A 14807-nucleotide genomic window follows, 5' to 3' on the forward strand; every position below is an offset into this window, starting at 1 on the left:
CTCTTACGCGCCCAGCTTCACGGCGGTGCCGGAAGCGGTGACCATCAGCATGCCGTTCTGAACGCCGAGATTCTCGTAGTCGAGGTCGACGCCCACGACGGCGTCGGCGCCCAGCGCGCGCGCCTCGAGCTCCATTTCCTGCAGGGCGATGTCGCGGGCCTCGCGCAACGCCTTCTCGTAGCCGCCCGCGCGGCCGCCGATGATGTTCGTCACGCCGGCGAAGAAGTCGCGGAAGATGTGCGCGCCGATGATGGCCTCGCCCGTCACGACGCCGAGGGTGCGCGTGACCTTGCCTTCAGGCACTTCGGGCGTGGTGGCGATGATCATTCGGTATCGTCTCCCGTCTTTCGCCTGGAAGGCCGCGACCCTAGATTGGCGGGCATGAGCACGCCAGCCATCTCCCCCTCGGGGTTTTCTCTCTCGCCGCCTGACCCTGAGGAACGCAAGCGCCTGGAGGGGTCGCTGACCCGCGAGGAGGCCGAGGTGCTGCTGCACCACGGGACCGAAGCGCCCTTCTGCGGCGGACTGCTCGACCAGAAGGACGACGGCGTCTACTGCTGCCGCCTCTGCGGGCTGCCTCTGTTCCGGCACAAGACCAAGTTCGAGAGCGGCACCGGCTGGCCCTCGTTCTGGGCGCCGATCGACGAGGCGCACGTGAAGGGCGTCCGCGACACCTCCTGGGGCATGGTCCGCATCGAGACCCGCTGCGCGCGCTGCGACTCGCACCAGGGGCACGTCTTCCCCGACGGCCCGCCGCCGACGCGCCTGCGCTACTGCATCAACTCGGTGAGCCTGGCCTTCGTCCCGAACGGCGCCCCCCTGCCCGACCCGCTCGGCCGCGGCGACAACGAGCACCTGCAGCCAGCCTAGGTCTTCGCGCCGCGCCGGCCGCGTCGCGCGATGGCGCCCTTCGGGAGGGGGTGCTCGTCGTCGTGCTGGAGGTGGCTGAGGACCTGGAACAGGAAGGCCGTCGACCAGCCGATCAGAAGCATGCCGTTGATGGCCTCGAGGACGCCGACGATCCGCCACGCCTTCGGCAGCATCGCGCCGGCCTCGCCGACGGTCGAATAGGCGCTGGTGGAATAGTAGAGCGCCGCCTCCAGGCTGGGCAGCAGGCCGACCGTCCAGTAGGCGAAGGCGTACAGCCAGATTTCGAGGCCGTGGAGCGTGAACAGGCCGATCACGATCCCCAGCGGAACCAGCAGCCGGTCGATCCCGTGCCAGGCGCTCATGAAGCGGCGCAGGTGCAGTCCGGTGAGCCGCATCAGGACATCCAGCCCGATCAGGTGGATCACCACCGTCGCCGAGACGAGGACCGTGGCCGTGGTCAGCTCATGAGCGAGGTTGCCGAGCACTGCGGCCTCCCGAGCGAGGCCGTCGCGCCCCAGGGCAGCCTGCGGGCCCCGCGGCCGGTCGGCATTGATCTTTGTCGAAGATCTGCAGCAGGGTCCCCGGATGGATGACGAACAGCGCCACGGCGTCTGGCGATCGGGGCTGTGGGCCGCCGCGGCCGCGGCCGCGATGCTGGGGTGGGTCGCCTGGGGCAACCTGAAGGAGGACGCGCAGGCAGGCCCCTTCTCATCCCTGCACGGCGCAAAGACCGACGCGGAACGCGAGATGGCGGGCCGCCTCCTGGCCGAAGGCTACCAGGTGCTCCGTTCGGACGCCTTCTCCGACGCGATGGCCGGCCTTTCGGAGCGCTATCCCGCCGTCTACGCGCGAGACTCGGCCCAGGCCGTGACCCCGCGCGCCATCGCCGACATCGTCGCGCTCAGGACGTCCGGCGCGCGCTACGCTCCGGCGCAGGCGGCGCTGGTGGACGGCGGCGGGCCGCATCTCGGCATGGCCGGGGAGGCGGGCTACACGTCCGGCCGCCACGCCGACGTGATCATCACGCGCGAGGTCCTCGCCCAGTTCGCCTCGCCCGATGTCGTGCGCCGTTCCTGCGCCGTCAACGTGGCCGCCCACGAGTACGCGCATACCATCTCATTGACGCCGGTCGGCCTGACGAACGCCTTCACCGACACGAACGAGCGGCAGCGGGTGATCCCGAACCGCCGTGATGGCGCAAGCCCGGTCGCCAGCTACCTGATCGGCTCCACCGCCCAGTGCGTGTGGCTGGTCGCGCAGGGCCGCATCGGCCGCGAGGCGATCCCGCGCTGCATCGAGGTCTTCGGGGTGCAGAGCTTCAACTGGAACCGCTGCGGCGCCTTCGCGGGCGGCGGGGAGGTGGCTGCCAGGCCAGGCCTCCCCCCGCCCGTACCGGGGCTCTGAGCCGGCGTCAGGTGCGCCGGGTCGTGGTCCGGGTCGCCGCGCTGTCGTCGCTGAAGCCGTTCCCGGCCGTCGAGCCGTCGTCGCGCCGCATGCGGTCTTCCTGCACGCTGTCGCCGAAGCCCCGTCCAGCGCTCGTGAAGTAGCCGCCCGTTTGGATGCGCAGGTTGTTCTGCACGTGGTTCACCCCGGACAGGTCCTCGACGACCCGCTCGGCGCGATGCTTGGCCTCCCGGCTGTCGACCGTGCCGGAAAGGGTCACCTCGCCGCCGGACACCGAGACGTTGATGTTCGAGGCGTCCAGCCAGCTGTCGTCGGTCAGCCGCTGATGGACCTCCTCGCTGATCCGCTCGTCCGAGCGCTTGTAGCCCTTCGGGCCGAGGCCCCGGGCGCCGCGGCTCGCGGCGAAGCGGCCGTCGTCGTCGTCCCGGCCCATGTCGCTGAACCAGGACTTCACCTTCTCGCCCGTGCGGCGAAGGAAGTCGCCGGCGTCGCGCGCGTGGTCCTCGAAGTCGCGGCCGCCCTCGCGCCCGCGGCCTGCGTCGCGGTCGTCGTACGCGCCCGACCCATAGCCGGACAGGTGACGCTCGCGCCCGCCGTCGCCGTAGCCGCGCTCGTAGTCGTAGCCCCCGGTCCCGCCGGAGAAGGTGCGGCGGCGGCGCTCGTCGATATCGCGGCGCATGGCGTCGTAGTCCTGGTCGTAGCGCCCGCGGGACGCCCCGCCGAAGCCCTCGTCGCGGCCGAACGCGCGCGTCCCGCGCGGCGCGGCGCGGTAGCCCGTATCGTACTCGCCGCGGCGCATGGCGGGCGAGACGCCGCCGTAGTCACGATCCTGCCAGTCGCTCCCGCGCTCGAGTTCGGCGCGGCTGTAGGTCCTCTCGCCGCGCGGGCGGTTGTAGCCGGCGCCGGTGTCGTCTTCGCCGAAGACCCGGTCCTCACGGCCCCACGAGCGGCCCTCGTCGCGCGACCCGTAGCGCTCGTCCTCGTCGCGATCGTCGCGTCCGCTGCGATAGCCCCGGTCCCGCCAATCTTCGCTCCAACGTCCGGGCATGCTCGTTCTCCTTGGGTTCCTGCAAGCGGCGGGGCTTGCGCCCGCCTCACTCGGCAGAACACGGTACGGAGAGCGGATGTTCCGGAAGCTAGAGCGGAATGTTGTCGTGCTTCTTCCAGGGATTCGAGAGCGTCTTGCCCTTGAGGTTCCGCAGCGCGTTGACGATCCTGCGCCGGGTCGAATGCGGCATGATCACGTCGTCGATGTAGCCGCGTGAGGCGGCGACGAAGGGGTTGGCGAAGCGGGCCTGATACTCGGCGGTCCGCGCGGCGATCGCGTCGGGGTCGCCGATCTCCTGGCGGAAGATGATCTCCACCGCGCCCTTGGCGCCCATCACCGCGATCTCGGCTGAAGGCCAGGCGTAGTTCACGTCCCCGCGGATGTGCTTGGAGCTCATGACGTCGTAGGCGCCGCCGTAGGCCTTGCGGGTGATGACCGTGATCTTCGGAACCGTGGCCTCGGCGAAGGCGAACAGCAGCTTGGCGCCGTGTCGGATCAGGCCGCCCTGCTCCTGCCGCGTGCCCGGCATGAAGCCCGGAACGTCGACGAACGTGATGATCGGGATCTCGAAGCAGTCGCAGAAGCGCACGAAGCGCGCGCCCTTGCGGCTCGAGTCGATGTCGAGCACGCCCGCCAGCGTCTGCGGCTGGTTGGCGACGATGCCCACGGGCTGACCGTCGATCCGCGCGAAGCCGACCACGATGTTCTTGGCGAAGTCCGGGCTGATCTCGAAGAAGTCGGCCTCGTCCACGACCTTCTGGATCAGCTCCTTCATGTCGTAAGGCTTGTTCGGATTGGCCGGAACGAGGGTGTCGAGGCTCATCTCGACCCGGTCGGGCGCGTCGTAGCTCTGACGCACCGGCGGCTTCTCGCGGTTGGAGAGCGGCAGGAAGTCGACCAGCCGGCGGACCTGGGTCAGCGCCTCGAGATCGTTCTCGAAGGCGCCGTCGGCGACGCCGGACTTCAGCGCGTGGACCCGGTAGCCGCCCAGTTCCTCGTGGCTGACCTCCTCGTGGGTGACCGTCTTCACCACGTCGGGGCCGGTCACGTACATGTAGGAGGTGTCCTTCACCATGAAGATGAAGTCGGTGATCGCCGGAGAGTAGACGTCGCCGCCGGCGCAGGGGCCCATGATGACGCTGATCTGCGGAATGACGCCCGAGGCCAAGGTGTTCTCGAGGAAGATGTCGGCATAGCCCGCGAGGCTGGCGACGCCCTCCTGGATGCGCGCTCCGCCGGCGTCGAACAGGCCGATGACCGGCGCGCCGACCTTCATCGCCTGGCGCTGGACCTTCAGGATCTTCTCGGCGTGAGCGCTCGAAAGAGAACCGCCGAAGACCGTGAAATCCTTGGAGAAGACGAACACGACGCGGCCGTTGATGCGGCCCCAGCCGGTGACGACGCCGTCGCCGGGGATCCGCTGCTTGTCCATGCCGAACTCGGACACGCGGTGCTCGACGAACATGTCGAACTCCTCGAACGACCCCTCGTCGAGCAGCAGGTCGATGCGCTCGCGGGCGGTCAGCTTGCCCTTGGCGTGCTGGTTGGCGATCCGCTTCTCGCCGCCGCCCATGCGGGCCTCGTCGCGACGCTTCTCAAGTTCCTCGAGGATGTGCTTCACGGGACCGTCTTCTCCTGCACCACGGCGCAGGCGTAGTCGCGCGTGCGAAGGCGCGCAAGTTCACCCCGCGGGAGCCTCGCGGAGACGGGAGGCGGACCACCGCCCTCGCCCAAGCTGCGTGATATCAGTCCACCGTCGCCAGCGCGCGGAACCAGCGCTCGAGCATGGCCGCCTCTCCGGTCAGGCGCGCGGTCCGCTCGGCCGCCTCGGCGTCGATCCCCCACTTCTCCTCCTGGAAGGACTCGTCGAGGCGTGAGAGCTCGAAGGCGGCCTCGCCGCTGGTCCAGCCGCGGAGCACGCCCACGGCGAGCACGGCCGACCCGAACAGGGCGGTTCCGAACGCCAGGCCCGCCAGCGCGAAGTCGTCGAGCTCCAGCGCGATCTCGCGCACGCGCGCCAGCGTCTCAGGCGGCTGCGGGCGGTGCTGGATGCCTTCGCAGCGCTCGAACACCAGCCCGGCCTCCGCGTCGGCGCGGGCCAGCAGCGGGCCCCAGGCGGTCTCCTGCCGACTGACCAGCTCGCGCGGAGACTCGGCGAAGTAGCAGAGGAGGTCCGAGCCCGCGTACTGGACGATCTGGTCCGCCACCGCCTCGCGCGTCGCCCCGACGGTCTCGATGGCGGTGTTCGCCAGTCGCGTGGCGTGCATGGCGGCCATCTCGATGACGTCGGTCTGGGCCGCCCACTCCTGGGCGATCTGCTCGGCGGCGGCCCGCGTGGGGAGCACCATCCGCACCGCCTTGGGCGTACGCAGGTTGCGGCCGTCGAGGAGCACGCCGAAGCCGCCCTCGGCCTCCGTGACCGCGACCGTCTTGTAGAACCGCCTGGGCTTCTCGGCGGGCTCGTGGAAGCCCTTGCGCAGATCCATCACACCTCTCCCGACGGAACACGCCGACGCGGGCGTGCAATTGGGCGCAAAATGCATCCGTCGCAAGGGAGGACGCGCTTGGCCGCGAACCCACGTGAACTGGACGCCGCCATCGCGGTCACGCGCTTCGGCCTGGGCGCACAGCCGGGCGAGATCGCGGCCGCGCGCCCGGATCCGCGCGGCTGGCTGAAGGCGCAGATCCGCCGGAGCGGCGCCGAGACGTTCGACACCGGCGGCGAGACGTCGGCCGTGCGCCTCGCCGAATTCCGCGCGTACCGCCGCGCGCGCGTCATGGCCGAGCCGGCGGACGGCGGCGGCGCCGACCCGGCCGAGGCTGTCCGCCGGTTCGTACGCGAGAACGCCGTCGGGGACGTCCAGAACCGGGTCCGGCTGGCGCTGCAGACCCCAGCCGGATTCCGCGAGCGCTGGGCGCTGTTCTGGGCGAACCACTTCACCGTTTCGGCCGTGCGGATCCAGGTCGCGACGCTTGTCGGACCCTACGAGAACGAGGCGATCCGGCCGCGCGTCTTCGGCCGCTTCGCCGACCTGCTCGCCGCCGCGGAAACCCATCCCGCGATGCTGCTCTACCTGGACCAGGCGCAGTCCATCGGCCCGAACAGCCGTGCCGCCCGGATGCGGAATCGCGGCGTCGCCGGGCGGCCGGCCGGCCTCAACGAGAACCTTGCGCGGGAGATCCTGGAGCTGCACACCGTCGGGATCGACGGCGGCTATACCCAGGCCGACGTGACCGAGTTCGCCCGCGCCCTGACCGGTCTCAGTCTCGCCCGGCCCGACGAGCCCGCCATGGCCGACCCGGTGGTGTTCCGTGCGCCGGCGCATGAGCCAGGCGGGCGCACGGTCATGGGCCGACACTATCCGGACAGCGGCGAGGCGCAGGCGACGGCGATCCTGGCCGATCTCGCGTCGCACCCGCAGACCGCCCGCTTCGTCTGCCGCAAGATCGCGCGCCACTTCGTCGCCGACGATCCGTCCCCCGCGCTCACGGCGCGCCTGGAGGCGGCCTGGCTTGCGTCGGGCGGCGACCTGGCCCGGGTGGCCGAGGCCCTCGTCGACGCGCCCGAGGCCTGGGACGCGCGGCCCTCCAAGTTCAAGACGCCGTACGAGTTCGTCGTCTCCAGCTATCGCGCCCTGGGCGGCGCGCCCCGTGGGCCCCAGGTGAGCCAGGCGCTGAACACCCTGGGCCAGCGCCCGTTCGGCGCGCCCTCGCCGAAGGGCTGGCCGGACGAGGCGGCGCCCTGGGCGGCTTCGGACGCCCTGGTGAAGCGCATGCAGGTCGCCCAGGCCCTGGGCGCCGCCGCAGGCCCGCGCGTGGCCGAGCCGGCGTCGCTGGCCGAAGCGGCGCTGGGCGCCCGGCTGACGCCGGCGAGCGCCGCCGCCATCCGGCGCGCGGAGAGCCGCGCCGAAGCCGTGGCCCTCCTCCTCATGACCCCGGAGTTCCAGCGCCGATGAGCCCGCTGCCGATCAGCCGCCGCGCCCTCGGCGCCGGCCTCGCCCTGCCCTTCCTGGGCCGCGCCGCGCACGCCGCCGTCCCCGCGCGACGCCGGTTCGTCGTGATCGTCTGCCGAGGCGGCATGGACGGCCTCTCGGTGGCCGCGCCCGTGGGAGATCCCGACTATCGGCCGCTGCGGGGCGCCCTCGCGCTGGGCGACGATGCGCTGCAGCTCGATTCCACCTTCGCGCTCCACCCGCAGCTCACCGCCATCCACGCGCTCGCCAAGGCGGGCCAGGCGCGGATCGCACCGGCCGCCGCCACGCCCGACCGCGCGCGCTCGCACTTCGAGGCGCAGGACGTGCTCGAGACCGGCGCCGGCGGGGTCTACGCCGCTCCGAGCGGCTGGCTGAACCGCGCGGTCGGCGCCCTGGCGCGCCAGGGCAAGGTCGAGGCCCTGTCCGTCGGGGCGACCGCGCCGCTCATCCTGCGCGGCCCCGCGCCGGCCGGCTCCTGGTCGCCCGGGCGCACCATCGACGCCGCCGCCCGCCTGCCGTCCCTGCTTCAGGAGCTGTACCGGGAGGATCCCCTGCTGGGACCGGCGCTCGCGCGCGGCCTGGCCACCGAGACGCTGGCGCGGGAGACGGGCGCCGGCGCGCGCGGCATGGCTGGACCGCGCGCCGGACCCGCCCAGGGGCGCGAGGTCGCGCGCGGCCTCGGCGAGGCGCTGGCGGGCTTCCTGACCGCCCCCGACGGGCCGCAGATCGCGGCGGTCTCGCTGGACGGCTTCGACACGCACGCGAACCAGGCCGCCGCGATAGCTCCCCGGCTCGCAGCGCTGGACGCCCTCGTCGACGGGCTGCAGGCCGGCCTCGGACCGGCGTGGGGCGACACGGTGGTCCTGGCCGTCACCGAGTTCGGGCGGACGGCGCGGGCGAACGGCACGGGCGGCACCGACCACGGCACGGCCTCGACGGCGCTCGTCCTCGGCGGCGCCCTCAAGCCGGGCGGCGTCATCGGCGACTGGCCCACCCTGCGCCGCCAGGCCCTGTTCGAGGATCGGGACGTCTATCCGGCGCTCGACCTGCGGAGCCTGGAGAAGGGCCTGCTGGCCGAGCACCTGGGACTGGACCGCCGCACGCTCGACACCCTGGTCTTCCCGGACAGCGCGCCGGTGAAGCCGCTGACCGGCCTCGTCTAGAGCGTTCTGCCGGTCGTCGGATCGGGATGCGCTGACCGCAAGCGCCTCGTCGAGCGGCCGACGTCGAGGCAGGCCCTGGCCTGGTCCAGGGGATCGCCGTTCAACGTCGCCTCTTGAAGGGTTCGGGATCGGCCTCGTGCTCGTCGAAGCCGAAGCGTTCGAAGCCGGCCGCCAGCTCGGGGCTGATCGGCGCCTCGAGCACCAGCGCGCCCCGCGACGGGTGCGGCAGGACCAGGCGGCGCGCGTGCAGCTGCAGCTTCAGACCGGCCGACAGCTCGCGGCTGGCTTCGGTGTTGTACTTGGGATCGCCCAGGATCGGGTGGCCCATCGCCAGCATGTGCGCGCGCAGCTGGTGCGTGCGCCCGGTATGCGGCCAGAGCGCCATCCAGGCCGCGCGCGGGCCGGCGCGCGCCACGGTCACGAACTCGGTCTCGGCGGTCTCGGCCCTGGGGTCCTTGGGGTCGGTCGGGACCATCATCTCGCGATCGCCGACACCCTGCTTGGCCAGGGGGAGTTCCAGGACCCCCTCGCCCGGCTTCGGGAAGCCCGCGACGATGGCCCAGTAGACCTTCTGCGCGCGGCGCTTGGCGAAGGCGCCCGCCAGCCGCGCCGCCGCCGCCGGCGTCTTGCCCAGCACCAGCACGCCCGACGTGTCGCGATCCAGCCGATGGACCAGCCGCGGCCGCTCCAGGCCCTCGCCCCAGGCCGACAGCAGGCGGTCGACGTGCTTGCTGGTCTTGGTGCCGCCCTGCACGGCGAGGCCCGAGGGCTTGTTCAGCGCCAGGACCTCCTCGTCCTCGTAGATCACCAGGCTCTTCGCGTAGGCCACGTCCCGGGGCGGAAGCTTGCCCTTCTCCTTGGGCCGGGGCGCGTCGGGCAGCGGCGGCACGCGCACCTGGCTTCCGGCCGAGAGGCGGGTGTCGGGCTTGGCGCGCGCGCCGTCGACGCGGATCTGGCCCGAGCGCGTCAGCTTCTGGATCTGGATGTGGTTGAGGTGCGGCCAGCGGCGCTTGAACCAGCGGTCCAGGCGCACGCCCTCCTCGCCCTTGTCGACATAGAGGGTTCGGACCTCCCTCATGCCAGCACGCGCCGCACGAGGAGGAGCCCTGCGAAGAGCGCTGCGACCGAGAGGACCACCGAGCCCAGGCTGTAGGCCAGCGCCGCGCCCCAGGCCCGCCGCTCGAGCATCAGCGCGACCTCCAGCGAATAGGCGGAAAAGGTCGTGAAGCCGCCCAGTACGCCCACCCCCAGAAGCAGCCGCCAGCGCTCCTGGTCGGCCCCGCCGCGCCAGGCGAGCCAGCCGGCGAGCGCGCCCATGAGGAATCCGCCGATCACGTTCGCGCCCAGCGTGCCCCAGGGCCATCCGCCGCCCAGGCTCCTGTGGGCCTGGACTCCCAGCAGGTAGCGAAGGCTCGCGCCCGCCGCGCCGCCGACCGCCACGAGGAGGAGATTCTGCATAGCGCGCTTATGCGACGGCGAGCGGTGCTTTGCCACTGCGCCGACGTCGCGCCGCCGCGATCAGGCGCGGGGCCCGATGTTCGCGCGCACGGCCCGCGCGTCGTAGACGTCCGCGCCGCGTGGCCGCTCGCCGCGGCCCATGACCACCTCGATGGTCGTCGCCACCGACGGACCGCCGCCCAGGCTGACGCCGTCGGTGCTCACGCCCACGCCGACGCCCGAGCGGCGGCCGAAGCTGGCCCCGCCCACGCCGAAGCTCACGCGCGGGCCCCTGTCGGGGCGGCCCTCCATGAAGCGGTCCGAAATGCGGAACCAGTCGTAGCCCTCCGCGAGCGCCAGGTCGGCGGCCCGCAGCAGCGCGTAGTCGGTGACCTGTGCGGGCGGCGCGCCGGCGCCCCCGTGGAAGGTGATGCGGTATCGCCCGGGCTCGATCCGGTACTCGGAGTAGCCCACGCCCTCTCGCCCCGATGCGGGCTGGTAGAGGGTGGGCGCCGTCGCGCAGGCGGCAAGGGCCGAGGCGGCGAGCGTGATCAGCAGCAGGCGCTTCATGGTTCAGGCGTCCGACGAAAATGCGCGTCCCTTCCGAGACTTATACGGCAGAACGAGCGGCTTGGCCGCCGCGTTCCTGCGGGGCCGCGTCAGGCGAGGTGAAGCTGGGTGAGCAGCCCCGCCATGTCCGGGGGCATGGGCGCCTCGATGCGCTTGCGGCCGCCGGCCGGGTGCGGGAACGTCAGCGCCGCGGCGTGCAGCATCAGGCGCGGGACCGGCTGTCCCCCCACCACCAGCGCGCCGCCGTACCGTGGGTCGCCGGCGATCGGCCGTCCGACGGCCGCAAGATGGACGCGCAGCTGGTGCATGCGGCCCGTCTCAGGTTCGAGCTCCAGCAGCGCCGCGCCCTCGGCCGCCTTCAGCGTGCGATAGCGGGACGCCGCAGCCTCGGCGTCCGGATGCTCGGGCGCGCAGACCCGCATGTAGGCCTCGCGGCCCTCCTCGACCCGGCGCAGCGGCAGGGTGATGCGCCCGCCGCGCGGCTCGGGCGGCCCGGGCGTGACCAGCGCGAGGTAGGTCTTGGAGAACGCCCGCGCCATCAGCGCCTTGCCGAGGAAGCCGGCCGCCGGCTTGGTCTTCGCCGTCAGGATGACCCCTGACGTGTCGCGGTCGAGCCTGTGGATCAGCCGCGGCCGCGCCTTGCCGGGCTTCGCGAAGGCCCAGAGGAGCTCGTCCAGCGTGTGGACCTGGCCGCGCCCGCCCTGGCTGGACAGCCCCGCGGGCTTGGCCAGCGCGAGGATCTCGGCGTCCTCGTAGAGAACGAGGCCGCGGACGAAGGCGGTCTCGTCGTCGGAAAGCTGGACGGGCTTCGGGGTCTTCACCCCCTCGGTCTAGCGGAGCACGCCCCGCTTCGTCATCGTCCACGCGTACCAGATGAAGAACGCGCAGATCACGATGATGACCATCGGCATGACGGCGTCCATCGGGCCGGGGTTGGCCAGGATGTAAGCGAAGTTGCCCAGCGCGCCGACGATCGAGGCCGCGAAGGCGTGGAACGCCCACCTCGACCGCAGCAGCAGAAGCACCGATCCGAGGAACGAGCCCCACACCCCGATCGCCCAGACCGCGTGCATCCATGTGGGGTACGAGGCCATGTGCGCGATCATCGCGTCGTCCATGCCCATGGCGCGGTACCAGGCCTCCCCCTGGACGTGGCTCATGGTGTAGTCCACCGCGCCGAAGCCGTTCCAGAACAGGCCCACGGCCACCACCAGCCAGAAGAGCCAGCCCGGCCTCGCGCCCGTCGTTTCAGCCGCTGTCGTCATCGCACCCTCCCCAGGGTCGTTATCGGATCAGCCTGAGCCCGCCGGCGAACATTGTCGCGCGAAAAAAAACTCATCCGCCCTTGGCCTGGCGCAGGGCGGCCCAGCGCTCAAGGCGCTCCTTGATCCGCGCCTCGTTCCCCTCGCCGCGCGGCTTGTAGAACACACGGCGCTCCATGCCGTCCGGGAAGTAGTTCTGGCCCGAGAAGCCGTCGGCGGTGTCGTGGTCGTAGGCGTAACCCTTGCCGTAGCCGAGGTCGCGCATCAGGCGCGTGGGCGCGTTGCGGATGTGCGCCGGCGGCATCAGCGAGCCGGTCTCGCGCGCGGCCTTCATGGCGGCGCTGTAGGCGGTGTAGACCGCGTTCGACTTCGGCGCGCAGGCCAGGTGCACCACCAGCTGGGCCAGCGCGATCTCGCCCTCGGGGCTGCCCAGGAAGTCGTAGGTGTCCTTGGCCGCGTTGGCGAGGACGAGGCTCATCGGATCGGCCTCGCCGATATCCTCGGCGGCTGCGCGGATCAGACGCCGCGCGAGGAAGAGCGGGTCCTCGCCCCCGGACAGCATGCGGGCGAGCCAGTACAGCGCCGCGTCGGGATCCGACCCGCGGATCGACTTATGGAGGGCGGAGATGAGGTTGTAGTGCTCCTCCCGATCCTTGTCGTACGCCGGACTGCGCTTCTGCAGCTGCTGTCCCAGCTCCGCGATCGTGAGGGGCTTGGCGGACGCGATGTTGAGCAGCGTCTCGGCCAGGGTGAGCAGGTAGCGACCATCGCCATCGGCCATGTTGATGAGCGCCTGCCGGGCGTCCGGCGCGAGCGGCAGGGCCCGGCCCTCGTGCTGCTCGGCCTTGGCCAGCAGACCGTCGAGGGCTGCGTCGTCCAGGCGCTTGAGCACGAACACCTGCGCCCGCGACAGCAGCGCCCCGTTCAGCTCGAACGACGGGTTCTCGGTCGTCGCGCCCACCAGCGTGACGACCCCCTCCTCCACGAACGGCAGGAAACCGTCCTGCTGGGCGCGGTTGAAGCGGTGGATCTCGTCGACGAACAGCAGCGTGGCCTGTCCCGCAAGCCGGCGCGTGCGCGCCTGTTCGAACGCCTTCTTGAGATCGGCGACGCCCGAGAACACCGCCGAGAGCTGCTGGAACTCGTAGCCCGCCGTCTTGGCCAGCAGGCGGGCGATCGTGGTCTTGCCCGTGCCCGGCGGGCCCCAGAGGATCATCGACGAAAGACGGCGCGCGGCCGCCATCCGGCCGATCGGTCCCTCAGGCCCCAGGAGGTGGTCCTGCCCGACCACCTCGTCCAGCGATTGTGGCCGCAGCCGGTCGGCCAGCGGCGTCGGCTGCGAGGGCGTCAGACCCGCGGCTTCGAAGAGGTCGGCCATCCGCAGGGTTTAGCATGGCGGACGCCCCTGCCCACCCGGCTGGTCGCCTCACGGGGCTCCCGGCAGGGCGTAGCGCACCCCCGCGCCGGGACCGAGGGGCAACTCCAGCGCCACCCAGACCACCGTCATGCCGATGCCGGCGACCATGAACCCCAGCGCATACGGCAGCATCAGCGACAGCAGGGTGCCCACGCCCACAGTCCCGTCCCAGCGCCGGCAGAACGCCAGCACGAGCGGGAAGTAGGACATCAGCGGCGTCATGATGTTGGTGTAGCTGTCGCCCATCCGATAGGCGGCCGTCGTCATCTCGGGCGAAATGCCGAGCAGCATGAACATCGGCACCACCACGGGGGCGAGCGCACTCCACTTGGCCGACGCCGAGCCGATGAACAGGTCGAGCACCGACGAGAACATCAGCACGCCCACCAGCAGGAACGGCGCAGGCAGGCTGAACGCCTGCAGCGCCTCGGCGCCCTGAATGGCCGCGATGGGGCCCAGGCGTGACCAGTTGAACATGGCCACGAAGTGGGCGGCGAAGAACACGAAGGTGACGTAGGGCGCCATCATCCGCACCCCGTCGATCATCTTCTCCAGGACGTCGGCGGCGCGGCGGATCCGGCCCGCGCCGATGCCGAAAGCGATGCCGCTCAACAGGAACAGCAGCATGAAGCCGGCGATCAGCGACGCATAGAAGGCCTGCAACCGCGACGGGCCATCGCGGCTCTCGTCGATCAGCGGGGTGTAGCCGGGCCAAAGGGCCAGCGCCGCGAAACCCGCGACCACCACAAGCGCCGCGCCCCCGGCGAACTTCAGCCCCCGCCATTCCTCCGCCGTCAAAGCGGACTTCGCCAGCTCCGCCTTCAGCTCATCATCGGGTTCGCCGCCCCATGGTCCCAGGCGAGGTTCGATGATCCGGTCCGTGACGAACCAGATGATCGGGGTGAACAGCAGCACGATCGCCAGGATGAACCACCAATTGCCCAGCGGATTCATGTTCCAGCTGGGGTCGATGATGCGGGCGGCTTCCTGGGTGAAGCCGAACAGCAGCACGTCGGTCTGGCCCGGCGTGATGTTGCCGGCGAAGCCGCCGGATACCGCGGCGAAGGCCGCCGCAAGCCCGGCCAGCGGATGACGGCCCACCGCCGCGTAGAGGAGCGCCGCCAGCGGAATGAAGACGACGTAGGCCGCATCCGAGGCGTGGTGCGAGACCATGCCGATGAGGGCCACCATCGGGGTCAGGATCACCTTCGGCGCGTCGCGCAGGCTGGCGCGGATCAAGGCGCTCAGCAGACCCACGCGCTCGGCCACGGCCGCGCCGAAGATGATCACCAGCACCTGCCCCAAGGGCGCGAAGCCGGTGAGCGTGCGGCCCATCTCGGTGAGCAACCGGGTGATGTTCTCTTCCGAAAAGAGGGATTCCGCCGTGAAGGTCAGGACGCCGTTCTCCAGCGTGCCGAACTGGGGCGCCTCCTTGCCGGCGTAGGTGAGCGAGGCCGACCAGCCCAAGCCGGCGCCGACGGCGGACAGCACCATCAGGCCCGCGATCAGCCAGACGAAGATCATGATGGGGTCGGGCAGCAGGTTGCCCAGCCGCTCCACGGCCGCCAGGAACCCGCGCGTCGTCTGCGGGCTCTCGCCCCTCGCCTTGTCAGACAAGCCGGAGCTCCCCCTGCCGCTTCCGCCCTATGTAGGGGGGCCGAC

16 protein-coding genes are annotated in these 14807 nt (G+C 71.5%); 4 read left to right on the forward strand and 12 right to left on the reverse strand.

Translation table 11 applies throughout. The features are described from left to right. Window positions 1-3 precede the first annotated feature (3 nt). Window positions 4-327, reverse strand: a complete 324-nt coding sequence (locus AC2D8W_RS14140; protein ID WP_293482358.1) for a heavy metal-binding domain-containing protein — start codon at window positions 325-327, stop codon at window positions 4-6. A 54-nt stretch (window positions 328-381) separates the two neighbouring features. Between AC2D8W_RS14140 and msrB the strand changes: the two genes are divergently transcribed. Next, a complete protein-coding gene (msrB, locus tag AC2D8W_RS14145; protein ID WP_484672053.1) occupies window positions 382-870 on the forward strand; it encodes a peptide-methionine (R)-S-oxide reductase MsrB in 489 nt (162 codons plus the stop codon). Here the strand turns inward: msrB and AC2D8W_RS14150 are convergent. Next, the gene (locus AC2D8W_RS14150; RefSeq protein WP_484672054.1) at window positions 867-1355 is read right to left on the reverse strand and encodes a two pore domain potassium channel family protein; all 489 of its coding nucleotides are present in this window, start codon (window positions 1353-1355) and stop codon (window positions 867-869) included. The two genes, msrB and AC2D8W_RS14150, sit on opposite strands and share 4 nt — an antisense overlap. A 100-nt stretch (window positions 1356-1455) precedes the next feature. Here AC2D8W_RS14150 and AC2D8W_RS14155 point away from each other — a divergent pair, with 100 nt between their 5' ends. Then, window positions 1456-2274: a hypothetical protein gene (locus AC2D8W_RS14155; RefSeq protein WP_484672055.1), complete on the forward strand. Its 819-nt coding sequence runs from the start codon at window positions 1456-1458 to the stop codon at window positions 2272-2274. A gap of 7 nt (window positions 2275-2281) precedes the next feature. On the opposite strand, the gene AC2D8W_RS14160 is transcribed toward AC2D8W_RS14155, so the two are convergent. The 3 genes from AC2D8W_RS14160 to AC2D8W_RS14170 all read right to left on the reverse strand — a co-directional run bounded on the left by AC2D8W_RS14160 (window position 2282) and on the right by AC2D8W_RS14170 (window position 5808). Further along, on the reverse strand, window positions 2282-3322 hold the full coding sequence (locus AC2D8W_RS14160; protein WP_484672056.1) for a BON domain-containing protein: 1041 nt from the start codon (window positions 3320-3322) through the stop codon (window positions 2282-2284). 88 nt (window positions 3323-3410) lie between these two features. Beyond that, window positions 3411-4943, reverse strand: coding sequence for an acyl-CoA carboxylase subunit beta (locus tag AC2D8W_RS14165; protein WP_484672057.1), 1533 nt, complete (start codon window positions 4941-4943; stop codon window positions 3411-3413). Window positions 4944-5067: 124 nt separating this feature from the next. After that, on the reverse strand, window positions 5068-5808 hold the full coding sequence (locus AC2D8W_RS14170; RefSeq protein WP_484672058.1) for an ATP12 family chaperone protein: 741 nt from the start codon (window positions 5806-5808) through the stop codon (window positions 5068-5070). A gap of 78 nt (window positions 5809-5886) precedes the next feature. Between AC2D8W_RS14170 and AC2D8W_RS14175 the strand changes: the two genes are divergently transcribed. Together AC2D8W_RS14175 and AC2D8W_RS14180 are read left to right on the forward strand one after the other, a co-directional pair. Beyond that, on the forward strand, window positions 5887-7278 hold the full coding sequence (locus tag AC2D8W_RS14175) for a DUF1800 domain-containing protein (RefSeq protein ID WP_484672059.1): 1392 nt from the start codon (window positions 5887-5889) through the stop codon (window positions 7276-7278). Then, window positions 7275-8459 carry a DUF1501 domain-containing protein gene (locus AC2D8W_RS14180; RefSeq protein WP_484672060.1) on the forward strand — a complete coding sequence of 395 codons (1185 nt, stop codon included), beginning with the start codon at window positions 7275-7277 and terminating at the stop codon, window positions 8457-8459. Before AC2D8W_RS14175 ends, AC2D8W_RS14180 begins: the two co-directional genes overlap by 4 nt. A gap of 100 nt (window positions 8460-8559) precedes the next feature. On the opposite strand, the gene AC2D8W_RS14185 is transcribed toward AC2D8W_RS14180, so the two are convergent. The 7 genes from AC2D8W_RS14185 to AC2D8W_RS14215 all read right to left on the reverse strand — a co-directional run bounded on the left by AC2D8W_RS14185 (window position 8560) and on the right by AC2D8W_RS14215 (window position 14762). Further along, window positions 8560-9537, reverse strand: coding sequence for an RluA family pseudouridine synthase (locus tag AC2D8W_RS14185; protein ID WP_484672061.1), 978 nt, complete (start codon window positions 9535-9537; stop codon window positions 8560-8562). Beyond that, complete coding sequence (gene crcB, locus AC2D8W_RS14190) at window positions 9534-9917, reverse strand: fluoride efflux transporter CrcB (RefSeq protein ID WP_484672062.1); 384 nt, start codon at window positions 9915-9917, stop codon at window positions 9534-9536. The genes AC2D8W_RS14185 and crcB overlap by 4 nt, the downstream gene beginning before the upstream one ends. A gap of 60 nt (window positions 9918-9977) precedes the next feature. Beyond that, a complete protein-coding gene (locus AC2D8W_RS14195; RefSeq protein WP_484672063.1) occupies window positions 9978-10466 on the reverse strand; it encodes a CC0125/CC1285 family lipoprotein in 489 nt (162 codons plus the stop codon). Between the two features lie 89 nt (window positions 10467-10555). Further along, a complete protein-coding gene (locus AC2D8W_RS14200; RefSeq protein WP_484672064.1) occupies window positions 10556-11287 on the reverse strand; it encodes an RluA family pseudouridine synthase in 732 nt (243 codons plus the stop codon). Window positions 11288-11296: 9 nt separating this feature from the next. After that, the gene (locus AC2D8W_RS14205; protein WP_484672065.1) at window positions 11297-11731 is read right to left on the reverse strand and encodes a hypothetical protein; all 435 of its coding nucleotides are present in this window, start codon (window positions 11729-11731) and stop codon (window positions 11297-11299) included. Window positions 11732-11801: 70 nt separating this feature from the next. Further along, window positions 11802-13106 (reverse strand): replication-associated recombination protein A, encoded by a 1305-nt coding sequence (locus AC2D8W_RS14210; RefSeq protein WP_484672066.1) that lies wholly within the window; start codon window positions 13104-13106, stop codon window positions 11802-11804. Window positions 13107-13154: 48 nt separating this feature from the next. Then, window positions 13155-14762 carry an AbgT family transporter gene (locus AC2D8W_RS14215; RefSeq protein ID WP_484672067.1) on the reverse strand — a complete coding sequence of 536 codons (1608 nt, stop codon included), beginning with the start codon at window positions 14760-14762 and terminating at the stop codon, window positions 13155-13157. Between the last annotated feature and the right edge of the window lie 45 nt (window positions 14763-14807).

Source organism: Phenylobacterium sp. T106 (assembly GCF_057219735.1).